21 protein-coding genes, 1 tRNA gene and 1 pseudogene are annotated in these 21,575 nt (G+C 73.0%); 12 read left to right on the forward strand and 11 right to left on the reverse strand.

What is annotated here, in order from left to right; translation table 11 throughout:
- Positions 1–390 precede the first annotated feature (390 nt).
- The 3 genes and pseudogenes from ABTY20_RS11255 to ABTY20_RS11265 form a co-directional block, all read right to left on the reverse strand.
- Positions 391–615: a cold-shock protein gene (locus tag ABTY20_RS11255; RefSeq protein WP_351996722.1), complete on the reverse strand. Its 225-nt coding sequence runs from the start codon at positions 613–615 to the stop codon at positions 391–393.
- A gap of 230 nt (positions 616–845) precedes the next feature.
- Positions 846–956, reverse strand: a pseudogene (locus ABTY20_RS11260) (GntR family transcriptional regulator); the annotation flags it as partial.
- A 275-nt stretch (positions 957–1,231) separates the two neighbouring features.
- Positions 1,232–1,993 carry a phosphoglyceromutase gene (locus tag ABTY20_RS11265; protein ID WP_351996723.1) on the reverse strand — a complete coding sequence of 254 codons (762 nt, stop codon included), beginning with the start codon at positions 1,991–1,993 and terminating at the stop codon, positions 1,232–1,234.
- 156 nt (positions 1,994–2,149) lie between these two features.
- Here ABTY20_RS11265 and ABTY20_RS11270 point away from each other — a divergent pair, with 156 nt between their 5' ends.
- Entirely contained in the window at positions 2,150–3,460 is a 1,311-nt protein-coding gene (locus ABTY20_RS11270) for an MDR family MFS transporter (protein ID WP_351996724.1), read from the forward strand.
- Positions 3,461–3,517: 57 nt separating this feature from the next.
- On the opposite strand, the gene ABTY20_RS11275 is transcribed toward ABTY20_RS11270, so the two are convergent.
- Positions 3,518–3,673 carry a hypothetical protein gene (locus ABTY20_RS11275; RefSeq protein WP_167353487.1) on the reverse strand — a complete coding sequence of 52 codons (156 nt, stop codon included), beginning with the start codon at positions 3,671–3,673 and terminating at the stop codon, positions 3,518–3,520.
- A 131-nt stretch (positions 3,674–3,804) separates the two neighbouring features.
- On the reverse strand, positions 3,805–4,506 hold the full coding sequence (gene phoU / locus ABTY20_RS11280; RefSeq protein WP_351996725.1) for a phosphate signaling complex protein PhoU: 702 nt from the start codon (positions 4,504–4,506) through the stop codon (positions 3,805–3,807).
- A gap of 200 nt (positions 4,507–4,706) precedes the next feature.
- Between phoU and phoR the strand changes: the two genes are divergently transcribed.
- Together phoR and phoP are read left to right on the forward strand one after the other, a co-directional pair.
- On the forward strand, positions 4,707–6,038 hold the full coding sequence (gene phoR / locus ABTY20_RS11285; protein WP_351996726.1) for a two-component system sensor histidine kinase PhoR: 1,332 nt from the start codon (positions 4,707–4,709) through the stop codon (positions 6,036–6,038).
- Positions 6,035–6,715, forward strand: coding sequence for a two-component system response regulator PhoP (phoP, locus tag ABTY20_RS11290; protein ID WP_030829297.1), 681 nt, complete (start codon positions 6,035–6,037; stop codon positions 6,713–6,715). Before phoR ends, phoP begins: the two co-directional genes overlap by 4 nt.
- A 184-nt stretch (positions 6,716–6,899) precedes the next feature.
- Here phoP and ABTY20_RS11295 read toward each other — a convergent pair whose 3' ends face one another.
- The gene (locus ABTY20_RS11295; protein WP_351996727.1) at positions 6,900–7,565 is read right to left on the reverse strand and encodes a copper chaperone PCu(A)C domain-containing protein; all 666 of its coding nucleotides are present in this window, start codon (positions 7,563–7,565) and stop codon (positions 6,900–6,902) included.
- A 667-nt stretch (positions 7,566–8,232) separates the two neighbouring features.
- Here ABTY20_RS11295 and ABTY20_RS11300 point away from each other — a divergent pair.
- The 6 genes from ABTY20_RS11300 (at position 8,233) to ABTY20_RS11325 (ending at position 14,763) form a co-directional block, all read left to right on the forward strand.
- A complete protein-coding gene (locus tag ABTY20_RS11300) occupies positions 8,233–8,715 on the forward strand; it encodes a CarD family transcriptional regulator (RefSeq protein ID WP_003953493.1) in 483 nt (160 codons plus the stop codon).
- Between the two features lie 348 nt (positions 8,716–9,063).
- The gene (gene ispD, locus ABTY20_RS11305) at positions 9,064–9,840 is read left to right on the forward strand and encodes a 2-C-methyl-D-erythritol 4-phosphate cytidylyltransferase (RefSeq protein ID WP_351996728.1); all 777 of its coding nucleotides are present in this window, start codon (positions 9,064–9,066) and stop codon (positions 9,838–9,840) included.
- Positions 9,830–10,333 carry a 2-C-methyl-D-erythritol 2,4-cyclodiphosphate synthase gene (gene ispF / locus ABTY20_RS11310; RefSeq protein ID WP_351996729.1) on the forward strand — a complete coding sequence of 168 codons (504 nt, stop codon included), beginning with the start codon at positions 9,830–9,832 and terminating at the stop codon, positions 10,331–10,333. Before ispD ends, ispF begins: the two co-directional genes overlap by 11 nt.
- Positions 10,334–10,480: 147 nt before the next feature.
- On the forward strand, positions 10,481–11,881 hold the full coding sequence (cysS, locus tag ABTY20_RS11315; RefSeq protein ID WP_351996730.1) for a cysteine--tRNA ligase: 1,401 nt from the start codon (positions 10,481–10,483) through the stop codon (positions 11,879–11,881).
- Between the two features lie 121 nt (positions 11,882–12,002).
- On the forward strand, positions 12,003–12,944 hold the full coding sequence (gene rlmB / locus ABTY20_RS11320) for a 23S rRNA (guanosine(2251)-2'-O)-methyltransferase RlmB (protein WP_351996731.1): 942 nt from the start codon (positions 12,003–12,005) through the stop codon (positions 12,942–12,944).
- Positions 12,945–13,137: 193 nt separating this feature from the next.
- Positions 13,138–14,763 (forward strand): DoxX family protein, encoded by a 1,626-nt coding sequence (locus ABTY20_RS11325; protein ID WP_351996732.1) that lies wholly within the window; start codon positions 13,138–13,140, stop codon positions 14,761–14,763.
- Between the two features lie 204 nt (positions 14,764–14,967).
- On the opposite strand, the gene ABTY20_RS11330 is transcribed toward ABTY20_RS11325, so the two are convergent.
- The 4 genes from ABTY20_RS11330 to ABTY20_RS11345 all read right to left on the reverse strand — a co-directional run bounded on the left by ABTY20_RS11330 (position 14,968) and on the right by ABTY20_RS11345 (position 18,795).
- Positions 14,968–15,699, reverse strand: a complete 732-nt coding sequence (locus tag ABTY20_RS11330) for a nucleotidyltransferase family protein (protein WP_351996733.1) — start codon at positions 15,697–15,699, stop codon at positions 14,968–14,970.
- A gap of 147 nt (positions 15,700–15,846) precedes the next feature.
- Positions 15,847–16,305: a hypothetical protein gene (locus tag ABTY20_RS11335; RefSeq protein ID WP_351996734.1), complete on the reverse strand. Its 459-nt coding sequence runs from the start codon at positions 16,303–16,305 to the stop codon at positions 15,847–15,849.
- A gap of 198 nt (positions 16,306–16,503) precedes the next feature.
- Positions 16,504–17,592, reverse strand: a complete 1,089-nt coding sequence (locus ABTY20_RS11340) for an ABC transporter ATP-binding protein (protein ID WP_351996735.1) — start codon at positions 17,590–17,592, stop codon at positions 16,504–16,506.
- A gap of 231 nt (positions 17,593–17,823) precedes the next feature.
- Entirely contained in the window at positions 17,824–18,795 is a 972-nt protein-coding gene (locus ABTY20_RS11345) for a helix-turn-helix transcriptional regulator (protein ID WP_351996736.1), read from the reverse strand.
- Positions 18,796–18,886: 91 nt separating this feature from the next.
- Here ABTY20_RS11345 and ABTY20_RS11350 point away from each other — a divergent pair, with 91 nt between their 5' ends.
- Both ABTY20_RS11350 and ABTY20_RS11355 read left to right on the forward strand, forming a co-directional pair.
- Positions 18,887–19,297, forward strand: coding sequence for a DUF3224 domain-containing protein (locus tag ABTY20_RS11350; RefSeq protein WP_351996737.1), 411 nt, complete (start codon positions 18,887–18,889; stop codon positions 19,295–19,297).
- An 86-nt stretch (positions 19,298–19,383) separates the two neighbouring features.
- Positions 19,384–19,457, forward strand: a tRNA-Thr gene (locus ABTY20_RS11355).
- 331 nt (positions 19,458–19,788) lie between these two features.
- On the opposite strand, the gene ABTY20_RS11360 is transcribed toward ABTY20_RS11355, so the two are convergent.
- On the reverse strand, positions 19,789–20,715 hold the full coding sequence (locus ABTY20_RS11360; protein WP_502991790.1) for an aminoglycoside phosphotransferase family protein: 927 nt from the start codon (positions 20,713–20,715) through the stop codon (positions 19,789–19,791).
- A gap of 180 nt (positions 20,716–20,895) precedes the next feature.
- Here ABTY20_RS11360 and ABTY20_RS11365 point away from each other — a divergent pair, with 180 nt between their 5' ends.
- Positions 20,896–21,573 (forward strand): pentapeptide repeat-containing protein, encoded by a 678-nt coding sequence (locus ABTY20_RS11365; RefSeq protein WP_351996739.1) that lies wholly within the window; start codon positions 20,896–20,898, stop codon positions 21,571–21,573.
- The last annotated feature ends 2 nt before the right edge of the window (positions 21,574–21,575 follow it).

Consider the following 21,575-nt stretch of genomic DNA (forward strand, 5'->3'; position numbering starts at 1 on the left):
CGGTGGCCGTGATCGGCTTTTCTGTGCACGTCGTTGCGGCGTGTGGCGGGAGGCCGGGATTGGCGCTGGTGGAGTCGTCGGCTGTCGAGCAGCGGTAACGGGCTGTGCTGGCGGGTGCGAGGCGCGGAGGGCGCCGTCTCCTCGGACGACCGCCCGTCGCCGTCGGCCGTCCGGCCGCGGCGGGCGGTCCAGGCCGCGAGGAGGGCCGGCAGCAGGGCCAGAACGGACACACCGATTGGCGCGCGCCTACGGGCTCTTGGAGCTGCCGCCGGTTCTGGCCGCCTCCCGCGAGCAGGGGCGGGCCCGTCGGCCTCACGGACTTCCAAGGACTCGCCACGCGAGCCGCCGGGAACCTCAAGCGGGCGACGTCTTTGACGTCGGGTGCGGATGTCAGGCAGGCCGGGGCACGATGCTCACCGCGCGGTAGTCGTATCCATCCTGCTTGAAGCCCGGAGCCTCCCACGTGAGGTCCACCTGTTGTCCGGGCGACAGGGTGCGGAAGCCGGGCGCCTGGATGTCGGAGAAGTGGCCGAAGCAGCCGCCGGGGGTCTCGGGGGAGTCGAGCACGCCCCATCCTTCTTCGTCGTCCCACTCCCGGACAGTCGCAGTCACCATGAAGGGAATCCTACAGACGCCGCCTGCACCGGCGCGTTCGTACTGCCCCGGCTCGGGCAGCTGGAGTCTTCTGCAGCCGGTTGCGGACCTGGCCTCTGGAAGCTCGGGCGGAAGTCGTCGCCGCAGCGGCACTCACACGGTGACCGTCCCGGAGCAGTCGCCGGCGTGCCGAGCAGGCAGTGTGTACCCGCGCCGTGCGCGGGCGTCGGGCCGGTGAGGAAGGTGGTGGCTCAGTCGTCGGCCGGGGCGTTCGCCGGGCTTGCGTCGAAGCCGTACTCCAGGACGTACGAGGCGGCGTCCAGGGTCATCTCGGTGACCTCGACGGGGCGGCCCTCATGCGTGGACACACACGGGCGCGGACTGTTCCTGGTCGACTCCCTCGCCGAGTCCTGGCACTCCGGGCCGCGCCCTTTCGGGGGGACGGTCGTCTCCTTCGCGCTGGCTGACGCCTGGCCCCGTGAGCCTCATGGAGAGGGCGGGCTGTGACGTCCTCCGGCCCGGCGATGTCCTCGCGAAGCCCCGCTCCTGACCGAGCGTGCCCCAACGAGGGCCCAGGGGCAGCGAAAAGCCCCCGTCCGGCGGGGAAACCGCAGGCAGGGGGCTTGTTCGTGGGCTCCTACTTCTTCTTGCCCTGGTTCTTGACCGCCTCGATGGCGGCCGCGGCCGCCTCCGGGTCGAGGTACTTGCCGCCGGGGGTGACCGGCTTGAAGTCGGAGTCGAGCTCGTAGTACAGCGGGATGCCCGTGGGGATGTTCAGGCCCGCGATGTCGGCGTCCGAGATGCCGTCGAGGTGCTTGACCAGGGCGCGCAGGCTGTTGCCGTGGGCGGCGACCAGCACCGTGCGGTCGGCCAGCAGGTCGGGGACGATCGCGTCGAACCAGTACGGGAGCATCCGGACGACGACGTCCTTCAGGCACTCCGTCCGCGGGCGCAGCTCCGGCGGGAGGGTCGCGTAGCGCGGGTCGGAGAACTGGGAGTACTCGGCGTCGTTGTCGAGCGGGGGCGGCGGGGTGTCGTAGGAGCGGCGCCACAGCATGAACTGCTCCTCGCCGAACTCCGCGAGGGTCTGCGCCTTGTCCTTGCCCTGCAGGGCGCCGTAGTGACGCTCGTTCAGGCGCCAGCTGCGGTTCACCGGGACCCACAGGCGGTCGGCGGCCTCCAGGGCGAGCTGCGCGGTGCGGATCGCGCGCTTCTGGAGGGAGGTGTGGAGCACGTCGGGCAGCAGGCCGGCGTCCTTGAGCAGCTCGCCGCCGCGCGTCGCCTCCTTCTCGCCCTTCGGGGTGAGGTTGACGTCCACCCAGCCGGTGAACAGGTTCTTCTCGTTCCACTCGCTCTCGCCGTGGCGGAGGAGGATCAGCTTGTACGGTGCGTCGGCCATGTGTCCGAGCGTAATCGACGTCACGCGGCGGTCGCGCGCCCTGCCCGATGGGCGGACGGCCGACGGGACCCGTTTATCGAGTGGTCTCCGAGCTCCCCCATTTTGTAAGGTGTGCTCGCGGTTTAAGCTGCTTACATCTGTTCTACGGGGGGTCCCATGTCGATCGCCGGAGTGAGACGTGCCGCGCGCGAGTCCGTCTCGGGACTGCCCCGCGCGTTCTGGTGGCTGTGGATCAGCACCCTCGTCAACCGGCTCGGGGCGTTCGTCGCCACCTTCATGGCGCTCTACCTCACGCTCGACCGGGGGTACTCCGCCTCCTACGCCGGTCTCGTCGCCGCGCTGCACGGGCTCGGCGGGGTGATCTCCTCGCTGGGCGCGGGCGTGATGACCGACCGGCTGGGGCGGCGGCCCACCCTGCTGGTGGCGCAGACCGCCACCGCCCTGTCCGTGGCGCTGCTCGGCTTCATGCGGGACCCGGCCGCCATCGCGGCCGTCGCCTTCCTCGTCGGCATGGCCTCCAACGCCTCCCGGCCCGCGGTGCAGGCGATGATGGCGGACATCGTGCGGCCGGAGGACCGGGTCCGGGCCTTCTCGCTCAACTACTGGGCCATCAACCTCGGCTTCGCCATCTCCTCCGCGGGGGCCGGCTTCATCGCCGAGTACAGCTACCTCGCCGGGTTCCTGATCGAGGCGCTGATGACGCTGGTGTGCGCCGTCGTCGTCTTCCTGAAGCTGCCCGAGTCGAAGCCGGTCCGCAGCGCGGAGGCCGCCGCGCGGGAGGACGGCGTGGGGCTGGGGACCGTGCTGCGGGACGGGCGGTTCATGGGGGTCGTCGGGCTGTCGTTCCTCATCGCGCTGATCTTCCAGCAGGCGTCGGTCGGGCTGCCCATCGCGATGGGCGAGGCCGGGTTCACGCCGGCCGACTACGGCATGGCCATCGCCGTCAACGGCGTCCTCATCGTGGTGCTGCAGATTCCGGTCACCCGGTTCATCGAGCACCGGGACCCCGGGCGGCTGCTGGTGATCTCGTCGCTGCTCGCCGGGTACGGCCTCGGCCTCACCGCGTTCGCCGGGTCAGTCGGCGTCTTCGCCCTCACGGTGTGCGTGTGGACCCTCGCCGAGATCGTCAACGCCCCGACCCAGACCGGGCTCGTGGTGCGGCTCTCCCCGGTGCACGGACGCGGGCGCTACCAGGGCATGTACACCATGTCCTGGGCGGTGGCCGCGCTGGTCGCCCCCCTGATGGCGGGGTTCGTCATCGACCGGTTCGGGTCCGCGTGGCTGTGGGGACTGTGCGCCGTCACCGGCACGGTGGCCGGCCTCGGGTACGGGCTGCTGATGCGCCGGCTGCCGGAGGGGACGGAGGAAGCGGCGGTCGTCGAGACGGGGGAGACCGGGGACACGGAGGGCACGGGGAAGACCGGGGAGACGGTCGTCGAGGCGGTGCCCGGGGCCAAGACGTCCTGAGCGGGCCGGAGGCCCCGGATCCGCCTCATCGGCGCCGGGGCCTCCGCACGTGGGGGGTCAGCCGCACTGGCACGGGTTGCCCGACTGGCAGCCGCAGCCGCAGCCCGAGCCGCAGCCGCAGGCGGCGATCAGGGTGAGGTTCCTGATCTCGGCGGGCTGCTCGGTCTCCCGCTCCCGCGCGGGGTCGGGCGTCGTGCTGGGGGAATCGGCCATGGGTCCCTCCTCGGGGGCTGGCGCCTGTGCACACCTGACCCCATTGGACGTCCGCCCCGCCGGGCGCATCAACGGCGCATCGAAGCCCGTACGCGCTCCCGCCGGGCCCCGTCGCGCGGGCACGCCCCTGATCAGGCCCCTTCCGCCCCCGTCACCGCCTGGATCTCCGGCTGCAGGTCCGCCTGGATCTCGTCCGCGTGCTCGCCGGTGACCAGGTACACCACCCGCTTGGCGACCGAGACGGCGTGGTCGGCGAAGCGCTCGTAGTAGCGGCCCAGCAGCGTGACGTCGACGGCCGTCTCGATGCCGTGCTTCCAGCGGTCGTCCATCAGGTGCTGGAAGAGGGTGCGGTGCAGCAGGTCCATCGCGTCGTCGTCCTGCTCCAGCTGGAGCGCCAGGTCGACGTCCTTGGTGATGATCACCTCGGCCGCCTTCGCCATCAGGCGCTGCGCGAGCTGGCCCATCTCCAGGATCGTGGCGTGCAGGTCCCGCGGGACCCCGTGCTCCGGGTAGCGCAGCCGGGCGAGCTTGGCCACGTGCTGGGCCAGGTCGCCCGAGCGCTCCAGGTCGGCCGACATCCGCAGCGAGGTGACGACTATCCGCAGGTCGGTCGCCACCGGCTGCTGGCGGGCCAGCAGGGCGATGGCCCGCGCCTCCAGCTCGTGCTGGAGCTCGTCGACCTTCTGGTCGGCCTCGATCACGCTCTCCGCCAGCTTCAGATCGGCGTCGAGGATGGCCGTCGTGGCGCGTCCGATCGCCGACCCGACCAGCCGGGCCATCTCCACCAGACCGTCGCCGATCGAATCCAGTTCCTCGTGGTACGCGTCCCGCATCAGGGTTCCTCTCGTGCGTCTTCGTCGGGCTTCAGGGGCCGGGGCTCCTCCCCACGCTCCCACGTTCCGTCCCGTACGCGTCCGATTCCGGCCCCTCACGTGAACCGCCCCTGGCTCCAAGGTGAACTCTGGGCGACGAGTGTTCGAGCTCGCCCTCCGACGGCTGTGGGCACCGCCCGCGTCATGCCTAACCTGGTCACATGGACGTGAACGCGGCGGTCGCCGCAGTGGCGGCGATCGCCGGAGTGCTCACCGGCGTCATCGCCATGCTGGCCTTCCGCTTCAGCGAGCGCGAACAGCGGCGCCCCACGCGCACCTCCCTGCACACGGACCCGGTGCTTCCGCCGGGGGTGGACACCGTCCTGTCCGTGCTGCGCTCGTCCGCCGTCGTCCTCGACGAGGCCGACGGCGTGGTCAAGGCCAGCTCCGCCGCGTACGCCCTCGGACTGGTCCGCGGTGGCAAGCTCTCCGTGGAGCCCATGCTGCAGATGGCCCGTGACACCCGGCGCGACGGCGAGATACGCCAGGTCGAGCTGGACCTGCCGCGCCGGGGGACCGGACGCGGCGAGGCCCTCGCGGTGTCCGCGCGGGTGGCGCCGCTCGGCTCCCGGCTCGTCCTGCTGCTCGTCGAGGACCTCACCGAGGCCCGCCGCATCGAGGCGGTGCGGCGCGACTTCGTCGCCAACGTCAGCCACGAGCTGAAGACCCCCGTCGGCGCGCTCTCGCTGCTCTCCGAGGCCGTGATGGACGCCGCCGACGACCCCGAGGCGGTGACACGGTTCGCCGGGCGCATGCAGATCGAGGCGACCCGGCTGACCAACCTGGTGCAGGAGCTCATCGACCTCTCCCGGGTGCAGAACGACGACCCGCTGGAGGACGCCGAACCCGTGCGCGTCGACGAACTGGTCGCCGAGGCCATCGACCGCTGCCGGCACGCGGCGGGCACCAAGGAGATCACCATGGCCGCGGCGGGCACCGACGACCTGCGGGTCTGGGGCAACCGCGGCCAGCTCGCCGCCGCGCTCGGCAACCTCGTCGAGAACGCGGTCAACTACTCGCCCGCCCGCACCCGTGTGGGCATCGCGGTCCGCGCGGTCGCCCAGCCCGGCGGGGACCTGATCGAGATCGCGGTGACCGACCAGGGCATCGGCATCTCCGAGAAGGACAAGGAGCGCGTCTTCGAGCGCTTCTACCGGGTCGACCCCGCCCGTTCCCGCGCCACCGGCGGTACCGGGCTGGGCCTGGCGATCGTGAAGCACGTGGCCGCCTCGCACGGCGGGGAGGTCACGGTGTGGAGCGCCGAGGGCCAGGGCTCCACCTTCACCCTGCGGCTGCCGGAGGCCCGTGCGGCCCGCGACCGCACCCCCCAGACGTCCCACCGGGACGACGACACGTCCCGCGGGGACGACACGCCCCACCGGGACGACACCCGAGGCCTCGACGGTGAGGCCGGACGGGCGTCCCACCCATCCCCCCACTCTTCCGATCCATCCGCGTACGAAACGCTTCCCTCCCCGGAGGTCCTTCCGTGACCCGAGTGCTCGTCGTCGAGGACGAGGAGTCCTTCTCCGACGCCCTGTCGTACATGCTCCGCAAGGAGGGCTTCGAGGTCGCCGTCGCGACCACCGGGCCCGACGGACTCGACGAGTTCGAGCGCAACGGAGCCGACCTCGTCCTCCTGGACCTGATGCTGCCCGGGCTGCCGGGCACCGAGGTCTGCCGCCAGCTGCGCGGCCGTTCCAACGTCCCCGTCATCATGGTGACCGCCAAGGACAGCGAGATCGACAAGGTCGTCGGCCTGGAGATAGGGGCCGACGACTACGTCACCAAGCCGTTCTCCTCGCGGGAGCTGGTCGCCCGCATCCGCGCGGTGCTGCGGCGGCGCGGGGAGCCGGAGGAGGTCGCCCCGGCGGCGCTCGAGGCCGGGCCGGTGCGGATGGACGTCGACCGGCACGTGGTGACCGTGGGCGGCACCAAGGTCGACCTGCCGCTGAAGGAGTTCGACCTGCTGGAGATGCTGCTACGGAACGCGGGTCGGGTGCTGACCCGGATGCAGCTCATCGACCGGGTGTGGGGGGCGGACTACGTCGGTGACACCAAGACGCTCGACGTGCACGTGAAGCGGCTGCGGGCGAAGATCGAGCCGGATCCGGGGGCGCCGCGGTATCTGGTGACGGTGCGGGGGCTGGGGTACAAGTTCGAGCCGTAGGCCTGCGGGTGCGGGTGCGGGGGTTGAGCGGGGGAGGGCCCCCACCGCCCGCCCGTGCCGCTCCGGGGGCGCCTCCCAGGCCCTCGGGGCGCCGGGGGCGGGCACGACTCGTCCGCGGTCACGTGTGAAGGGCGGGACCCCGTACGGGGTCCCGCCCTTCACCGTGTTCGTGTCGTACGCGCGCTCAGTGGTCGGTCTGCGCGTCGGCGGAGGCCGCGTCGGTCGAGGTGCCCGACTCGGTGCCGGTGGCCTCGCCCGTGGCGCCGGCGGCCGGCTCCTCGGAGGACTCCGCCGACGGCTCGGTCGACGGCTGGGTGGAGGCGCCCAGCGCGGCGGCCGCCTCGCTCGGGCCCCAGCTCTCGAAGAAGTGCTCGGCCGGGAAGACGTACGCGCGCAGGCTCACGTCACCGGTCTTGCTGAAGGTGAAGGTGATCTTCTGCGCGTTGCCGTCCCGGACGGCCTCGCGGCTGCTGGGCAGGACGGCGGCGGCGTTGCCCTCGCCGCCGAGGATCAGCGAGCCGCCGGCCGGGACGGTGAGGCTGCCGCCCTCGGCGGGGGTCAGCTCGGCGGTCTTGCCGGTGCCCGGGACGGTGACCGACTCCAGGGTCTGGTCGGTGCTGCCCTCGTTGAACAGCGTGGCGGACACCACGGCCGGGCCGGTCGACTGCAGGTCGGGCTGGGTGATGACCGTGGCGCTCTGGACCTTGATGTCGCCGACGGTCGCCGACGCGTTGTCCGGCTTGATCTGGAGGCTCTGGGCGTTGTGGCCGGCCGCGCACGCGGAGAGCGAGGCGATCGAGAACGCGATGGCGGTGGCGGCGAGAGCACCGCGTCGAAGGCTGCTGCTCACGGCGGCGGCAACTCCTTGACTCGAAACGTTCGGCGACTCGGGTTAAAGCCGCCCTAAGTGTCTGTCAGCGGCCTCAGGTTACCGAGCCGCTCCCGCGCCGCCACACCCGACCCTCCTCAGGGCGTCCCGCGTTAGCCCGGTGAGGTGTGCACGGAGGTTCCCCCACCGTCCCGTCCACCGCCTCACCGGTGGTCGGGAACAGTCGCGCGCGACCTCTTGAACCACAAGTGACTCACCGGTCACTTGCGTCGCTTTGGCGCGACACTCCCGTGCCATTCCCATAGCGACCGCGTATTTCCGGTGAAGGAATGGGCGGAGGACTCCGGAATTGATCACCGGCCGCTCATCCCGCGCCGGGTGATCAATTCCGGGATTCGTCCGGGATCCGGCTCCGCGCACCGAACGGAGTAGCGGAACTCGAGCAGATGGAACCGGACATATGGGGATGTTCGGCCACTTGTGGGGGGCTCCGGGCGTGTGTGGCGTGCGTGTTTCGCTTGCGTCGGAGAGCCGCTCCGACCTGCGAATACCTGCTTCCGCTAGGCGTCCGAAGCACGTTCCTGTTGCTGTTGTCAAGCCCCGAGAAAGGCCCTGACCTGCGAAAACGCCATTCAGAAGACGCCGTATCCGTGTTACCCTGGATAGCCACGGAAGGGGTACCTGTCACATGACGTTCAAGGTTGGCGACACCGTGGTCTATCCCCATCACGGGGCCGCGCTGATCGAGGCTATCGAAACTCGCCAGATCAAAGGCGTGGACAAGACCTACTTGGTGCTGAAGGTCGCCCAGGGTGACCTGACGGTACGTGTGCCAGCGGACAATGCGGAGTTCGTCGGCGTGCGTGATGTGGTCGGTCAGGACGGGCTGGACCGGGTCTTCGAGGTGCTGCGCGCACCGTACGCGGAGGAGCCCACGAACTGGTCCCGTCGTTACAAGGCGAATCTCGAGAAGCTCGCCTCGGGTGATGTCATCAAGGTCGCGGAAGTCGTGCGTGACCTGTGGCGTCGTGAGCGTGAGCGCGGACTCTCCGCCGGTGAGAAGCGCATGCTCGCCAAGGCGCGCCAGATCCTGGTCAGCGAGCTCGCCCTCGCGGAGAACACCAACGAGGACAAGGCGGAGGCCCTGCTCGACGAGGTTCTCGCCTCCTGAGATCCCCGAGCCGCAGCTCGTGGCTCGTGGCGCGCGGTCGTAGCGCGCGCCTCACTCTCAGCACTCAGCACACCGAAATGCCGCGGTGCCCGATGACGTCATGGACGTCGCCGGGCGCTGCGGCATGTCCGCACCCGAACGCCTTGTCTACGCTGCACGTGCGTCGTACCGGGAATGTGTCCTCACTCACGTCCCCGCCCCCGGCGTGCCGGGCCCGGGCGGTCGGCTCGACCAGAATCACGGAAGGGGCTGGTCAAGGCGGAACACCCGGCACTCCCCGCTCCGGGAGCAGGGGGTACGCCCAGGCCATACCCACGTAGGCCGAGCACACAAACCTGACAGGAACCGATGTCTGACGATCCGCTCCCCCCGCCGTCGCCGAACCCCGCACCCGGCCGTACGGCCACCCGTACGGCGGCCGTGATCCCGGCCGCCGGCCGTGGCGTACGCCTCGGTCCGGGCGCCCCCAAGGCGCTCCGCGCCCTGGGCGGCACGCCCATGCTCGTCCACGCGATCCGTGCGATGGCCGACTCCCGCGCCGTCTCCCTCGTCGTCGTCGTGGCCCCGCCCGACGGCGCCGCCGAGGTCAGGACGCTGCTCGACGCGCACGCGCTGCCCGAGCGCACCGACTTCCTCGTGGTCCCCGGCGGCGAGAGCCGCCAGGAGTCCGTGCGGCTCGGCCTCGACGCGCTGCCGCCCGGTTACGACATCGTCCTGGTGCACGACGCGGCCCGCCCGCTGGTCCCCGTGGACACCGTCGACGCCGTCATCGAGGCCGTGCGCGACGGCGCGCCCGCCGTCGTGCCCGCGCTGCCGCTCGCCGACACCGTCAAGCAGGTCGAGCCCGCCGCCGTGCCCGGGGACCCGGAACCCGTGGTCGCCACCCCCGACCGGTCGCTGCTGCGCGCGGTGCAGACCCCGCAGGGCTTCGACCGGGCCACCCTGGTGCGCGCCCACGAGACGGTGAGGGGCGACGTCACCGACGACGCGAGCATGGTCGAACAGCTCGGCCTCACCGTCGTCACCGTCCCCGGGCACGAGGAGGCCTTCAAGGTCACCCGTCCCCTCGACCTGGTCCTCGCCGAGGCGGTCCTGGCCCGCAGGAGGCACAACGATGGCTTCTGAGCCGTACCCCCTGCCCCGGGTCGGCGTCGGCACCGACGTCCACGCCTTCGAGGACGGCCGCGAACTGTGGTGTGCGGGCCTGAAGTGGGAGGGCGAGGGCCCCGGCCTGGCCGGCCACTCCGACGCCGACGTCGTCGCCCACGCCGCCTGCAACGCCCTGTTCTCCGCCGCCGGCCTCGGCGACCTCGGACAGCACTTCGGCACCGGCCGCCCCGAATGGTCCGGCGCGTCCGGGGTCACCCTGCTGAAGGAGGCCGCCCGCATCGTCCGCGAGGCCGGCTTCCGCATCGGCAACGTCGCCGTGCAGGTCGTCGGCCCCCGCCCGAAGATCGGCAAGCGCAGGGACGAGGCGCAGCGGCTCCTCTCGGAAGCGGCGGGCGCCCCGGTCTCGGTCTCCGGCGCCACCACGGACGGCCTGGGCTTCCCGGGCCGGGACGAGGGCCTCATGGCGGTGGCGACGGCGCTGGTCGTCCACGTCGCGCGGGAAGGGTGACCGGTCCGGCCGGAGAGGGGCGCGGGCCGGACGGCGCGCGGCCCCGCCGCGCGGGCGCGACCGGCCCCCACCGGGCCCGCACGGGACATGCGCCGTCGAAACCGCAGGAGGCGCACCGCACGCCCCCGCGCCCACTACCCTGGTGTCGTGACTATTCGCCTGTACGACACCAGCGCCCGGCAGATCCGTGACTTCACCCCGCTCCGGCCGGGTCGCGTCTCGATCTACCTGTGTGGCGCCACCGTGCAGGCGGCGCCCCACATCGGGCACATCCGCTCGGGTCTGAACTTCGACATCATGCGCCGCTGGTTCGAGTACCGCGGCCTGGAGGTGACGTTCGTCCGCAACGTCACCGACATCGACGACAAGATCATCGCCAAGTCCGCCGAGCAGGGCCGCCCCTGGTGGTCCATCGGCTACGACAACGAGCGCGCCTTCACCGACGGCTACCGGGCCCTCGGCTGCCTGCCCCCGACCTACGAGCCGCGCGCCACCGGCCACATCACCGAGATGGTCGAGATGATGCGCGGCCTCATCGAGCGCGGGCACGCCTACGAGGCCGACGGCAACGTGTACTTCGCCGTCACCTCGTTCCCCGGGTACCTGAGGCTGTCCAACCAGGAGCTCGACAACCTGCTCCAGCCGTCGGGCGAGGGCGAGACCGGCAAGCGGGACCCGCGCGACTTCGCGATGTGGAAGGCGGCCAAGCCCGGCGAGCCGAGCTGGGAGACGCCGTGGGGCCGCGGGCGCCCCGGCTGGCACCTGGAGTGCTCGGCGATGGCGCACAAGTACCTCGGCAGCGCCTTCGACGTCCACGGCGGCGGTCTCGACCTGATCTTCCCGCACCACGAGAACGAGATCGCCCAGGCCAAGGCCTACGGCGACGAGTTCGCCCGGTACTGGGTGCACAACGCCTGGGTCACCATGAGCGGCGAGAAGATGTCGAAGTCGCTCGGCAACTCGGTGCTGGTCAGCGAGATGGTCAAGCGCTGGCGGCCCATCGTGCTGCGCTACTACCTGGGCACCCCGCACTACCGGTCGATGATCGAGTACAGCGAGGAGGCCCTGCGCGAGGCCGAGTCCGCGTTCGCGCGGATCGAGGGCTTCGTGCAGCGCGTGGTGGAGAAGGCCGGGGGCGTCGTCGAACCCGCCGACCAGGTGCCGCCCGCGTTCGCCGAGGCGATGGACGACGACCTGGGCGTCCCGCAGGCGCTCGCCGTCGTGCACACCACCGTCCGGCAGGGCAACAGCGCGCTGGCCGCCGACGACAAGGAGGAGGCCGTCGCCCGGCTCGCGGAGGTCCGCGCCATGCTCGGCGTGCTCGGCCTCGACCCGCTGGACCCGCACTGGGCCGGTGAGGGCGACCGGGGCGAGGACCTCCACGGGGTGGTCGACACCCTCGTCCGCATGGTCCTCGACCAGCGCGAGGCCGCCCGGGCCCGCAAGGACTGGCCCACCGCGGACGCCATCCGCGACCAGCTCAACCAGTCCGGACTGGTCATCGAGGACGGCCCGCAGGGGCCGCGCTGGAGCCTCGGCCCGCGCTGAGGAGCCGGGGCACCCGAAGATCGACTGTGCCGTCCGGGCCTCCGGGCGGCACACTTCATAGGCACACCGCAGGCCGTACGCACATCGGCACCACCCACGACTTCACGGAGACGGATACCTCATGGCCGCGAACAACCGCCGCATGTCCGGCAAGAAGGGCGCGCAGGTCGGCAGCGGCGGCCAGCGACGCCGGGGCCTGGAAGGCAAGGGGCCGACGCCGCCCGCCGAGATGCGCAAGGGGCACGCCAAGCAGCGCGCCGCCCAGGCGAAGGCGCGACGCGCCCAGGGCCGCACCCCGCAGCGGCGCGGCGGGGGCCGCTCGACCTCCGAACTCGTCGTCGGCCGCAACCCGGTCGTCGAGGCGCTGCGCGAGGGCGTGCCCGCGTCCACGCTGTACGTCCAGCAGTTCATCGACAACGACGAGCGGGTGCGCGAGGCGCTCCAGCTCGCGGCCGAGCGCGGCGGCATCAACCTCATGGAGGCGCCCCGCCCCGAGCTCGACCGCATGACCAACGGCCTGAACCACCAGGGCCTGGTCCTGCAGGTCCCGCCGTACGAGTACGCACACCCGGAGGACCTGGTCGCCGCCGCCCACGACGAGGGCGAGGACCCGCTGATCGTGGCCCTCGACGGGGTCACCGACCCGCGCAACCTCGGCGCGGTCGTCCGGTCCGTCTCCGCCTTCGGCGGCCACGGCGTCGTGGTGCCCGAGCGGCGCGCCGCCGGGATGACGGCCGGCGCCTGGAAGACGTCCGCCGGTACGGCCGCCCGCACGCCCGTCGCCCGCGCCACCAACCTGACGCGCGCGCTGGAGGCGTACAAGAAGGCCGGGATCGCGGTCGTCGGCCTGGCGGCCGACGGCGAGGCCGAACTCGGCGCGCTGGACGCGCTGGGCGGTCCGGTCGTCGTGGTCGTGGGCAGCGAGGGCAAGGGACTGTCCCGGCTGGTCGGCGAGACGTGCGACGTCCGGGTGCGGATCCCGATGCCGGGCGGCGCCGAGTCGCTCAACGCGGGCGTGGCGGCGGGGATCGTGCTGTACGAGGCGGCGCGCCGGCGGGGCTGACCCCGGGGCGGCGAGGACGCCGGCCGGAGGCCGGCACGGCCGTGCGGCGACGGGGACCGTGCCGCACGGGGCCGGACGGCCGTTCGGCGGGGTCGCCCGCACGGAGTGTTCCGAGTGGTCCGGACCGGCTTGACGGGGTCCGGACACATCCGGCGGGTCAAGGCAGTGTCCTAACGGCACGTCACTCGGTTAGATGAGTGTGGACACCAGAACACCCCGCACACCCACGGGGGACCGCTCGTCGGGACTCGACGACGCTCCCGCGCTGAGCATGGTGAAGGTGCCGAGCGATCCGGCGCAGGTCATCGTCAATCACGCCAGCTTCCGCGTGCAGCTGGGCGCCTCGGCGCGGCACGCCTCGTCGCCGCGGATCGCACGGCACGCGAGTGCCGCCGAGGAGACCGCCCGCATCCCCGTCGTCACCACCGTGGGCACGCCGGGCCAGACCGCCGCCCGCCGCCGGCCCGTCGTCTGGAGCGGCCGGTCCGCGCCCGACGACACCGGCGCCCACCGGCTGCTCCAGGCCGTACGGCACGGGGGCGTCGGCCACGCCGACGAGCCGCCCGCCGGCACCGGGGTCACCCGGGTCGTCCCGCGCCCCGGCGCCGGGCCCGACCACGCCGACGGCCCGGCCACCCGGCCCCTCGAGACGCCGTTCGTCGGCGCCCAGCGCCGCCCCGCCGACGGACCCCTCCTGCCCCCGATGCGCCCGGTCGGCAGCGCCTACGACGAGCCCGCCCACGACGACGGGGCCGAGGCCACCGGCCGGCGCGGCAGGCGGCACGGCGACGACCCGGCCCGGCACGCCTACTACCCCGGCCGCCGGATGAACCTCGGCGTCGTCCTGCTCCCGCTGCGCGTCTTCCTCGGCGGCATCTCCGTCTACGCCGGGATGAGCAAGCTGTGCGACCCCCTCTACTTCGAGGGCGGCGAGCGCGGCTCCATGGTCACGTGGCTGCACTCCCTGCACCCCTGGGAAGTCGCCGAGCCGCTGCGCCAGTTCGCCCTCGAGCACCCCGTCGGCTCCGGACTGGCCATCGCCTTCGCGCAGATCGTCGTCGGCGTCCTGACCGTCCTCGGCTGCTGGCAGCGCGTGGCCGCCGTCGTCGGGGCGGCGCTCTCGGCGGCGCTGCTGGTCACCGTCAGCTGGAAGAGCGTCCCCGCCTACGAGACGCCCGACATCATCTACCTCGCCGCCTGGTCGCCGCTGATCATCGCGGGTGCCCCCGTCTACTCCGTCGACGGCCGCCTCGCGGGCGGGGCCTGGCGCCGGCTCGGTCCCCGCGCCGACATCTGGGACCTGCGCCGCCACGTCCTGCGCCGGGGCGCCCTGATCACCTTCGTGGTCTGCGGGGCCGGCATGCTCGTCGGCGCACTGCTCGGCGGCGCCGTCCGGGACGCCGACCGGGTGGTCGTCCCCGGACCCGGCGAGGCCCCGCGCAACGAGCTCCCCGGCTCCCCGCTGCCCGTCGAGTCCGGCGAGCGCCGGAAGGAGGAGCGGACCCCGTCCGCCTCCACCTCACCCCCCCGGGGCGCCACGTCGGGCACGGTGAGCCCGCCCGCCGACGCCACCACCCCCGGGGCGACCCGGGGCACCGGCACGGCCACCGGCGCGCCCAGCCAGACCCAGGGCAGCGCGGGCCAGGCCCCGCCCCAGCGGTCCACCCCGGCCGGCCAGGCGCCGAGCACCACCACCGGCCCGACCTCGGGCGGCGGCAGCGCCTCCGGCGGCACCGGAGGCGGCACCCCGAGCGGCGGCGACAGCGGCGGCGGCTCCTCCTCCGGGAACCCCGGACTCGTGGGCCGCCTCCTGGGATAGCGGCGGCCGCCCGCACACGACCGTGGGGTGGCCCCCCGTGGGCGGGGGGGGCCCCCCCCGCGGTAGAACGGCGGCCCCCGCCGGTGGTTTGGGGGCCCCCCCCCCCCCCCCCCCGGGGGGCCCCCCCCCGTCGAACGTGCGGGACCCCACGGTCGTACGACGGCGTCCACGGACGGCCGGAGCCGCGCCCGGTGGACAGGGGGCTCAGCGACCCTGCCCCGCCAGCTCCTTGGCCGCCTCCGTCAGGTCCTTCGCGGTGTCGATCGCGCGCCAGTAGGAACCCTGGGGGATCGGGAAACCGGCCAGGCGGCGTTCCCGCGCGAGACGCGGGAACGTGGTGCGCTCGTGGTCGCCGCGCTCCGGGAGCAGACCGGCGAACTCGGGGGAGAACACGTACACGCCCGCGTTGATCTCGAAGGTCGACGGCGGGGCCTCGATGAAGTCGGTGATGTGGCCGAAGCCGTCCGTGCGCACCGCACCCCACGGGATGCGCGGGCGGGCCAGGGCGAGGGTGGCCACGGCGTCGCGCTCGGTGTGGAAGTCGGCCATGTCGCGCAGCGAGAAGCGGGTCCAGATGTCGCCGTTGGTGGCGTACCAGGGCCGGTCCGGGTGCGGCAGGTGGGCGGCGGCGTACTTCAGGCCGCCGCCGCGGCCGAGGGGTTCCGTCTCGACGACGGTGGTGACGGAGAGCGGCAGGTCGGCGCTCTCCAGCCACTTCTGCAGGACCTCGGCGAGATGGCCGCAGGAGACCACCACGTCCGTCACGCCCTCCTCGGCGAGCCAGGAGAGCTGGTGACCGATGATCGGGGTTCCCGTGCCGGGGATCTCGACCATCGGCTTGGGGCGGTCGTCGGTGTACGGACGAAGCCGGGACCCCTGGCCCCCGGCCAGGACGACGGCTTGCACGGGGCGGGCGACGGCACGCGGATCGGTCATGCCCGCACTTTACGCGGCGCTCGCGGGGGGTCCGGCGCCGGTGTGGGGGCGGGGGAAAGGGGGGTGGGGCGGACGTGTGACGGGGTGCCCCGCGTCGCTGTGCGCCGGGGCGGTCGCGCAGCCCGGCGCCCGCGGGGGCGGCCGGGGTCAGCCGGCGGCTGTGGTGACGCCGGTGGCGAAGGAGGTGTCGCAGACCGGGCGGGCGTAGGACTGGGCCTTGGTGGGGCCGTAGACGCGGACCGCCGCCTTGCCGAGGGTGCGGGCGATGGAGGCGCAGTGCTTCGCCAGCGACGGGCGGTCGTCCACCGCCTGCTGGAGGTGGGTGAGCGCCACACCCGGGTTCTCCTCCTGCAGTTCCACCAGCAGCCTGTCCCGCAGCACGTGCTGCGGCGCGCGGGCACCGGCGCGCGAGGGGACGCCGGAGGCGGAGGTGTCCGCGGCGGTGAGCACCGGGCTGGAGGGGGACGCTCCCGACCAGTTGACCCGCGCGACCGCGAGGGTTCCCGAGAACACCAGGACGACGGGCAGGACGAAGGCGAGGGAGCGGCCGATCCGGCGGGCGGGGCCCCGGCCGCGACGCGTCTGACGGTTAGTGGAGTGCTTCACGCGTGTGAGGGTAGCGTCCGGTAGCGACAAGGAAACATTCCGTCACCGTTACGGGGGACCCGGAACCCCGTACTCCAGGACGCGTGTTGACGTACACCGCTCGAAATGACCGTTGTGACGGGGTATTTGTCGACAACGCGAAGGGCCCCGCAGCGCCTGCGGGGCCCTTTCCGTGAACGACGGTCGCGGCGGCGACGGTCAGTCGGACAGGCGCGCACCGGTCGAGGTCGAGAACACGTGGGTCTCGCCCGCGCGCGGCACGACGTGCAGCACGCTGCCCTTCTCCGGGACTTCACGGCCGCCGACGCGGACCACGATGTCCTTGGCCTCGCCGCCGACCTGCGCGGTGCCGTAGACGTACGCGTCGGAGCCCAGCTCCTCGACGACGTTGACGGTGACGGCGACACCCTGGTCGGAGTCGGCGCCGGCCACGTCGAAGTGCTCGGGGCGGACGCCCACGGTGACGGTCTTGTCGCTGGTCGCGGAGAGCGCGTCACGCTGCACCGGCACCACCGAGTTGCCGAACTTCACGCCGCCGTCGGTGACCGGGACCTCGACCAGGTTCATGGCGGGGGAGCCGATGAAGCCGGCGACGAAGAGGTTCGCGGGCTTGTCGTACATGTTGCGCGGGGAGTCGACCTGCTGGAGCAGACCGTCCTTGAGGACCGCGACGCGGTCGCCCATGGTGAGGGCCTCGACCTGGTCGTGGGTGACGTAGACGGTGGTGATGCCCAGGCGGCGCTGGAGCGACGCGATCTGCGTACGGGTGGACACGCGGAGCTTGGCGTCCAGGTTGGACAGCGGCTCGTCCATGAGGAACACCTGCGGCTCACGCACGATGGCGCGGCCCATCGCGACACGCTGGCGCTGACCGCCGGAGAGCGCCTTCGGCTTGCGGTCCAGGTACTCGGTGAGGTCGAGGATCTTCGCGGCCTCCTCGACCTTCTGCCGGATCTCCGCCTTGTTGACGCCGGCGATCTTGAGCGCGAAGCCCATGTTGTCGGCGACCGTCATGTGCGGGTAGAGCGCGTAGTTCTGGAACACCATGGCGATGTCCCGGTCCTTCGGCGGCAGGTGCGTGACGTCGCGGTCGCCGATGCGGATGGCGCCGCCGTTGACGTCCTCGAGCCCCGCGAGCATGCGGAGCGAGGTGGACTTGCCGCAACCGGACGGGCCGACCAGGACGAGGAACTCGCCGTCCGCGATGTCGATCTCCAGGGCGTCGACGGCGGGCTTGGTGGAACCCGGGTAGATCCGGGTCGCCTTGTCGAACGTGACAGTGGCCATGGTGAATGGTCCCCTTCTACCGGCAGGAACGTGCCGGACGATCCGAGTAGGAAGGCGGTGCCACGACGGGTGCTCCGCAGTGGTGTGGTCCACGTGGGTGAACTGGCACAGGACGGTACCGGGCGTTCATCTGGTTGTCAGTAGTTCCAGGGCTGTGAATTTCATGCAAACTTTCGACCGCCGGGATGACGGCCCGGTTGCGCGGGGGCCGGCGCCCGGCCGGGCACGCGATCAGCGCCCCGCCCCGTACCGGTCCGCCAGCACCGCCACCGCCGCGGCGACCGCCTCCCGCAGTCCCGCCGGGCCGAGCACCTCCGCCTCGACGCCGAGCCGCAGCAGATCGCCGGTGGCGACCGCCTCCGACTCGACGGCCAGCTCCACCTCCACCCAGCCCCGCCCGTCCGCCGGTCCCGCGCCCGCGAGCGCCCGCACCCCCGCCGCCCCGAACTGCATCGGCAGCAGCTTCTGCCCGCGCGGCGACAGCCGCAGCCGGGCCGTGCCCCGCCGCGTCGCCTCCTCCAGCCGCCGGGAGGACTCCGTCCAGTACGCGGCCAGGTCGAACCCCGCGGGCCGGGTGAACTCCTCGCCGGTCTCCGCCACCTCCTGGAACCGTGACACCCGGTAGGTGCGCACCGCGTCGTCCGCCAGCGCCACCAGGTACCAGATGCCGCCCTTCAGCACGAGCCCCAGCGGACGCACCTCCCGGCGCACCTCGCCGCGCCAGCGGCGGTAGCGGGTGCGCAACACCCTGCGCTCCCACACCGCCCTCGCGATCGGCTCCAGGTGCGGTACCGGGTCGGCGTCCCGGAACCAGGCGGGCGCGTCCAGGTGGAACCGCTCGCGCACCCGCCGCGCCCGGTCCGCCGGTTCGCCCGGCAGGGCGGCCTCCACCTTCAGCTGGGCGCTCGCCAGCACGGCGCCCAGCCCCAGCTCCCTGGCCGGTCCCGGCAGCCCCGCGAGGACCAGTGAACCGGCCTCCGCGTCCGTGAGCCCGGTGAGCCGCGTGCGATAGCCGTCCATCAGGCGGTAGCCGCCCTCCGGCCCGCGCTCGGCGCACACCGGCACCCCGGAGGCGCCGAGCGCCTCGACGTCCCGGTAGACGGTGCGCACCGACACCTCCAGCTCGGCCGCCAGCTCGGCAGCGGTCATCCGGCCGCGGTTCTGCAGCAGCAGGAGCAGGGAGAGGAGCCGGTCGGCGCGCATGGGGCCATTGTCCGCGGTACCTGACAGAAGGTGTCAGGTACGGCCGGAAGAGTGGGGGGCACACCATCGGCCACCCCGGAAGGGAACACCCATGTCCACCACCGAACTCACCGGCCACTTCACCTTCGCCGACTGGAGGGAGGACCCCGTCACCGGGGAGGACGGCCTGCCCCGGCTCGCGCACGCCACCGTCACCAACGCCTTCTCGGGCGGCATCGAGGCCGAGGCCACCACCTGCGACTACACGATCACCCACCTGGCCGACGGAACCGGCACCTTCGCGGGCATGGAGCTCGTCGCAGGCCGGGTCGACGGCCGCGCCGGCACCTTCGTCCTGGAGGAACGCGGCCGCTTCGGGAGCGACGGCACCGTCCACTGCGCCTTCGAGGTCGTCGAGGGCTCGGGCACCGGGGAGCTGACCGGCCTGCGCGGTACGGGCGGGTTCACCCACCGGCACGGGGAGACGAAGGTGGCGTACACCTTCGCGTACGGCCTGGGGTGAAACGGCGGACCCCGCCCCCACAAGTGCGTGGCCCGGCGAAACCGGCTCTGTGTACAGTGGACCAGCCTTCGCGCGCGCCGCGCGACGCCTCCTTAGCTCAGCTGGCCAGAGCAACGCACTTGTAATGCGTAGGTCGTCGGTTCGAATCCGACAGGGGGCTCCCGAAAAGGCCAGGTCACGCAACTCGTGGCCTGGCCTTTCGCGTGGTCCGGACCGGGAGCGGCGGAGAGCGACGCGTGCGCATCCTTCCGCCTCGGGACGGGAGTTCGCCATCGGGGACGCACCGCGGCCCCGCTCGGAGCCGTGGAGCGGGGCCGCCGTCCTCGGTGCCGGCGCTCCCGCGCCGGGGGAGCCGGTCACCCGGCGCGCACCCCCCTCGGCGACGGCGCGCCGGACCGCCGAGGCCACCTGCTCATGGAGGGGGCGGTCGTCCGCGGTGTCCGGCCTCAGCGGCAGGGTGCCAGGACGAGGGAACCAAGGACGCGAGGGCGCTACCGGGTCCGACCTCCCCCACGCCCGCGCAGGCGGCGTGCGATCTCCAGGTCGTTCTCGTCCAGGGGGCGGCCGTCCTCCGTCTTCCACAGGCAGTTCTGCAGCAGCCGGCCGTACGTCCAGGCGCGCGCCCGCGCGCGGTCCAGGCCGAGGACGTCGGTCATGGCGTCGAAGCGCCAGGCGATGTCGTCGGGGTCGAAGTTGTTGGCGAGGGCGGGCCACAGGTCGAAGCCGGGGTCGCCGGCCAGCGGCTTGGGGTCGATGGCGAGCCAGGGGGCGCGGTCGGCGGCGAGGACGTTCTCGTCGTGCAGGTCCCAGTGGAGCAGGCGGTCGCCGGGCTCGTCGGCGACCTCGCGCACGGCGGCGGCGCAGTCGGCGACGAGGCGGCGGGCCGCCGGGTCCGGGACGCGGTCCAGGACGGCGGGGGTCCGCTCCAGCATGGACCGGGCGATGTCGCCGAGGCGGCGCATGCCGTCGGGGGCCGGGGTGGCGTGGAGGCGGGCGAGGAGGCGGGCGATCACCAGGACGCCCTCGTGGACGTCGGGCCGGTGGGCGAGCATCCGGGAGGCGTCGAGGCGTTCCAGGAGCATGGTGCCGGTGGGTTCGTCGTGGGCGAGCAGGCGGACCGCCCCGTCGCCGTTCCACCGGCGCAGGGCGGCCGGCTCGCCGTCGGTCTCGTGGTCGCGGAGCTGGAGCTTGAGCACCGCCGGTGTGCCGTCCGCGCGGTCGACGGGGAGGACGAGGGCGCTGACGCCGTGCATGGGCGTACCGGTGACGCGCAGCTCCCAGCGGTCCAGGAAGGCGGCGGTGAGGTCCGGGAGGGCGGCGACGAAGGCGCGGCCCGCCTCCTTGTTGTACTTCTCCTGGGCGGCGGCGAGTCCCGCGGGAACGTCGATCACCCCGTGCACGGTAGCGGCGCCCGCCACGGCTCCGGAACGGCTTTTCCGGTCGTGCCCCTGCTCCCCGGGGCCCGGTGGGCGGCGGCCTCGGCGGGGCGCGCGCTCCGAGGGCGCTGTCGGGGAGGTCGCCGGGAGGTCGGAGAAGGGACATGCCCGGGGTTTCTCCTGGTCGGATGGATTGTCAGGGGTGGGGTGCAGCATGGGGGCATGACGAGGAGAGCGGTGGGCGGTCCGGGGGTGAAGGCGGCGCGGCGTCCGGAGCTCCGGCTGCCCGCGCCGGAGCGGTACGAGGGCGGCGGGCTGGAGCCGGACGGGGACTACGACGGGCTGGAGTTCCGGGAGGCGGACTTCGCCGGGCAGGACGGCGGCGGGGCGCGCTTCATGGACTGCGTGCTGACGGGGTGCGCGCTGGACGGCACGCGGCTGTCCCGGGCCCGGGTGCTGGACTCGGTGCTCGCCGGTGTCCGGGGTGTGGGCACCGACCTGGCCGGGGCGACCCTGCGCGACGTCGAGCTGACCGACGCGCGGCTCGGGGGGACGCAGTTGCACGGGGCGGCGCTGGAGCGGGTGCTGATCCGGGGCGGGAAGATCGACTTTCTGAACCTGCGCTCGGCCCGGCTCCAGGACGTGGTCTTCGAGGGCTGTGTCCTGGTGGAGCCGGATTTCGGCGGGGCCCTGCTGGAGCGGGTGGAGTTCGTGGACTGCGCCCTGAAGGACGCGGACCTCTCGGGGGCCACGCTGAAGGACGTGGACCTGCGCGGGGCCGCGCCGCTGGAGATCGCGCGGGGGGTGGACCGGCTGTCGGGGGCGGTGATCAGCACGGCCCAGCTGCTGGACCTGGCGCCGGTGCTGGCGGGGGAGAGGGGGATCAGAGTGGAGGGGTGAGG

This window comes from Streptomyces sp. NPDC126497 (assembly GCF_040302425.1).
Classification (GTDB): Bacteria; Actinomycetota; Actinomycetes; order Streptomycetales; family Streptomycetaceae; genus Streptomyces.

Bases quoted from the DNA above. Each gene is read 5' to 3' on its own strand.
- ABTY20_RS11255 (WP_351996722.1), bottom strand. From the start codon at position 615: ATGGTGACTGCGACTGTCCGGGAGTGGGACGACGAAGAAGGATGGGGC.
- ABTY20_RS11265 (WP_351996723.1), bottom strand. From the start codon at position 1,993: ATGGCCGACGCACCGTACAAGCTGATCCTCCTCCGCCACGGCGAGAGC.
- ABTY20_RS11270 (WP_351996724.1), top strand. From the start codon at position 2,150: ATGTCGATCGCCGGAGTGAGACGTGCCGCGCGCGAGTCCGTCTCGGGA.
- ABTY20_RS11275 (WP_167353487.1), bottom strand. From the start codon at position 3,673: ATGGCCGATTCCCCCAGCACGACGCCCGACCCCGCGCGGGAGCGGGAG.
- phoU (WP_351996725.1), bottom strand. From the start codon at position 4,506: ATGCGGGACGCGTACCACGAGGAACTGGATTCGATCGGCGACGGTCTG.
- phoR (WP_351996726.1), top strand. From the start codon at position 4,707: ATGGACGTGAACGCGGCGGTCGCCGCAGTGGCGGCGATCGCCGGAGTG.
- ABTY20_RS11300 (WP_003953493.1), top strand. From the start codon at position 8,233: ATGACGTTCAAGGTTGGCGACACCGTGGTCTATCCCCATCACGGGGCC.
- ispD (WP_351996728.1), top strand. From the start codon at position 9,064: ATGTCTGACGATCCGCTCCCCCCGCCGTCGCCGAACCCCGCACCCGGC.
- ispF (WP_351996729.1), top strand. From the start codon at position 9,830: ATGGCTTCTGAGCCGTACCCCCTGCCCCGGGTCGGCGTCGGCACCGAC.
- rlmB (WP_351996731.1), top strand. From the start codon at position 12,003: ATGGCCGCGAACAACCGCCGCATGTCCGGCAAGAAGGGCGCGCAGGTC.
- ABTY20_RS11325 (WP_351996732.1), top strand. From the start codon at position 13,138: ATGAGTGTGGACACCAGAACACCCCGCACACCCACGGGGGACCGCTCG.
- ABTY20_RS11330 (WP_351996733.1), bottom strand. From the start codon at position 15,699: ATGACCGATCCGCGTGCCGTCGCCCGCCCCGTGCAAGCCGTCGTCCTG.
- ABTY20_RS11340 (WP_351996735.1), bottom strand. From the start codon at position 17,592: ATGGCCACTGTCACGTTCGACAAGGCGACCCGGATCTACCCGGGTTCC.
- ABTY20_RS11345 (WP_351996736.1), bottom strand. From the start codon at position 18,795: ATGCGCGCCGACCGGCTCCTCTCCCTGCTCCTGCTGCTGCAGAACCGC.
- ABTY20_RS11350 (WP_351996737.1), top strand. From the start codon at position 18,887: ATGTCCACCACCGAACTCACCGGCCACTTCACCTTCGCCGACTGGAGG.
- ABTY20_RS11365 (WP_351996739.1), top strand. From the start codon at position 20,896: ATGACGAGGAGAGCGGTGGGCGGTCCGGGGGTGAAGGCGGCGCGGCGT.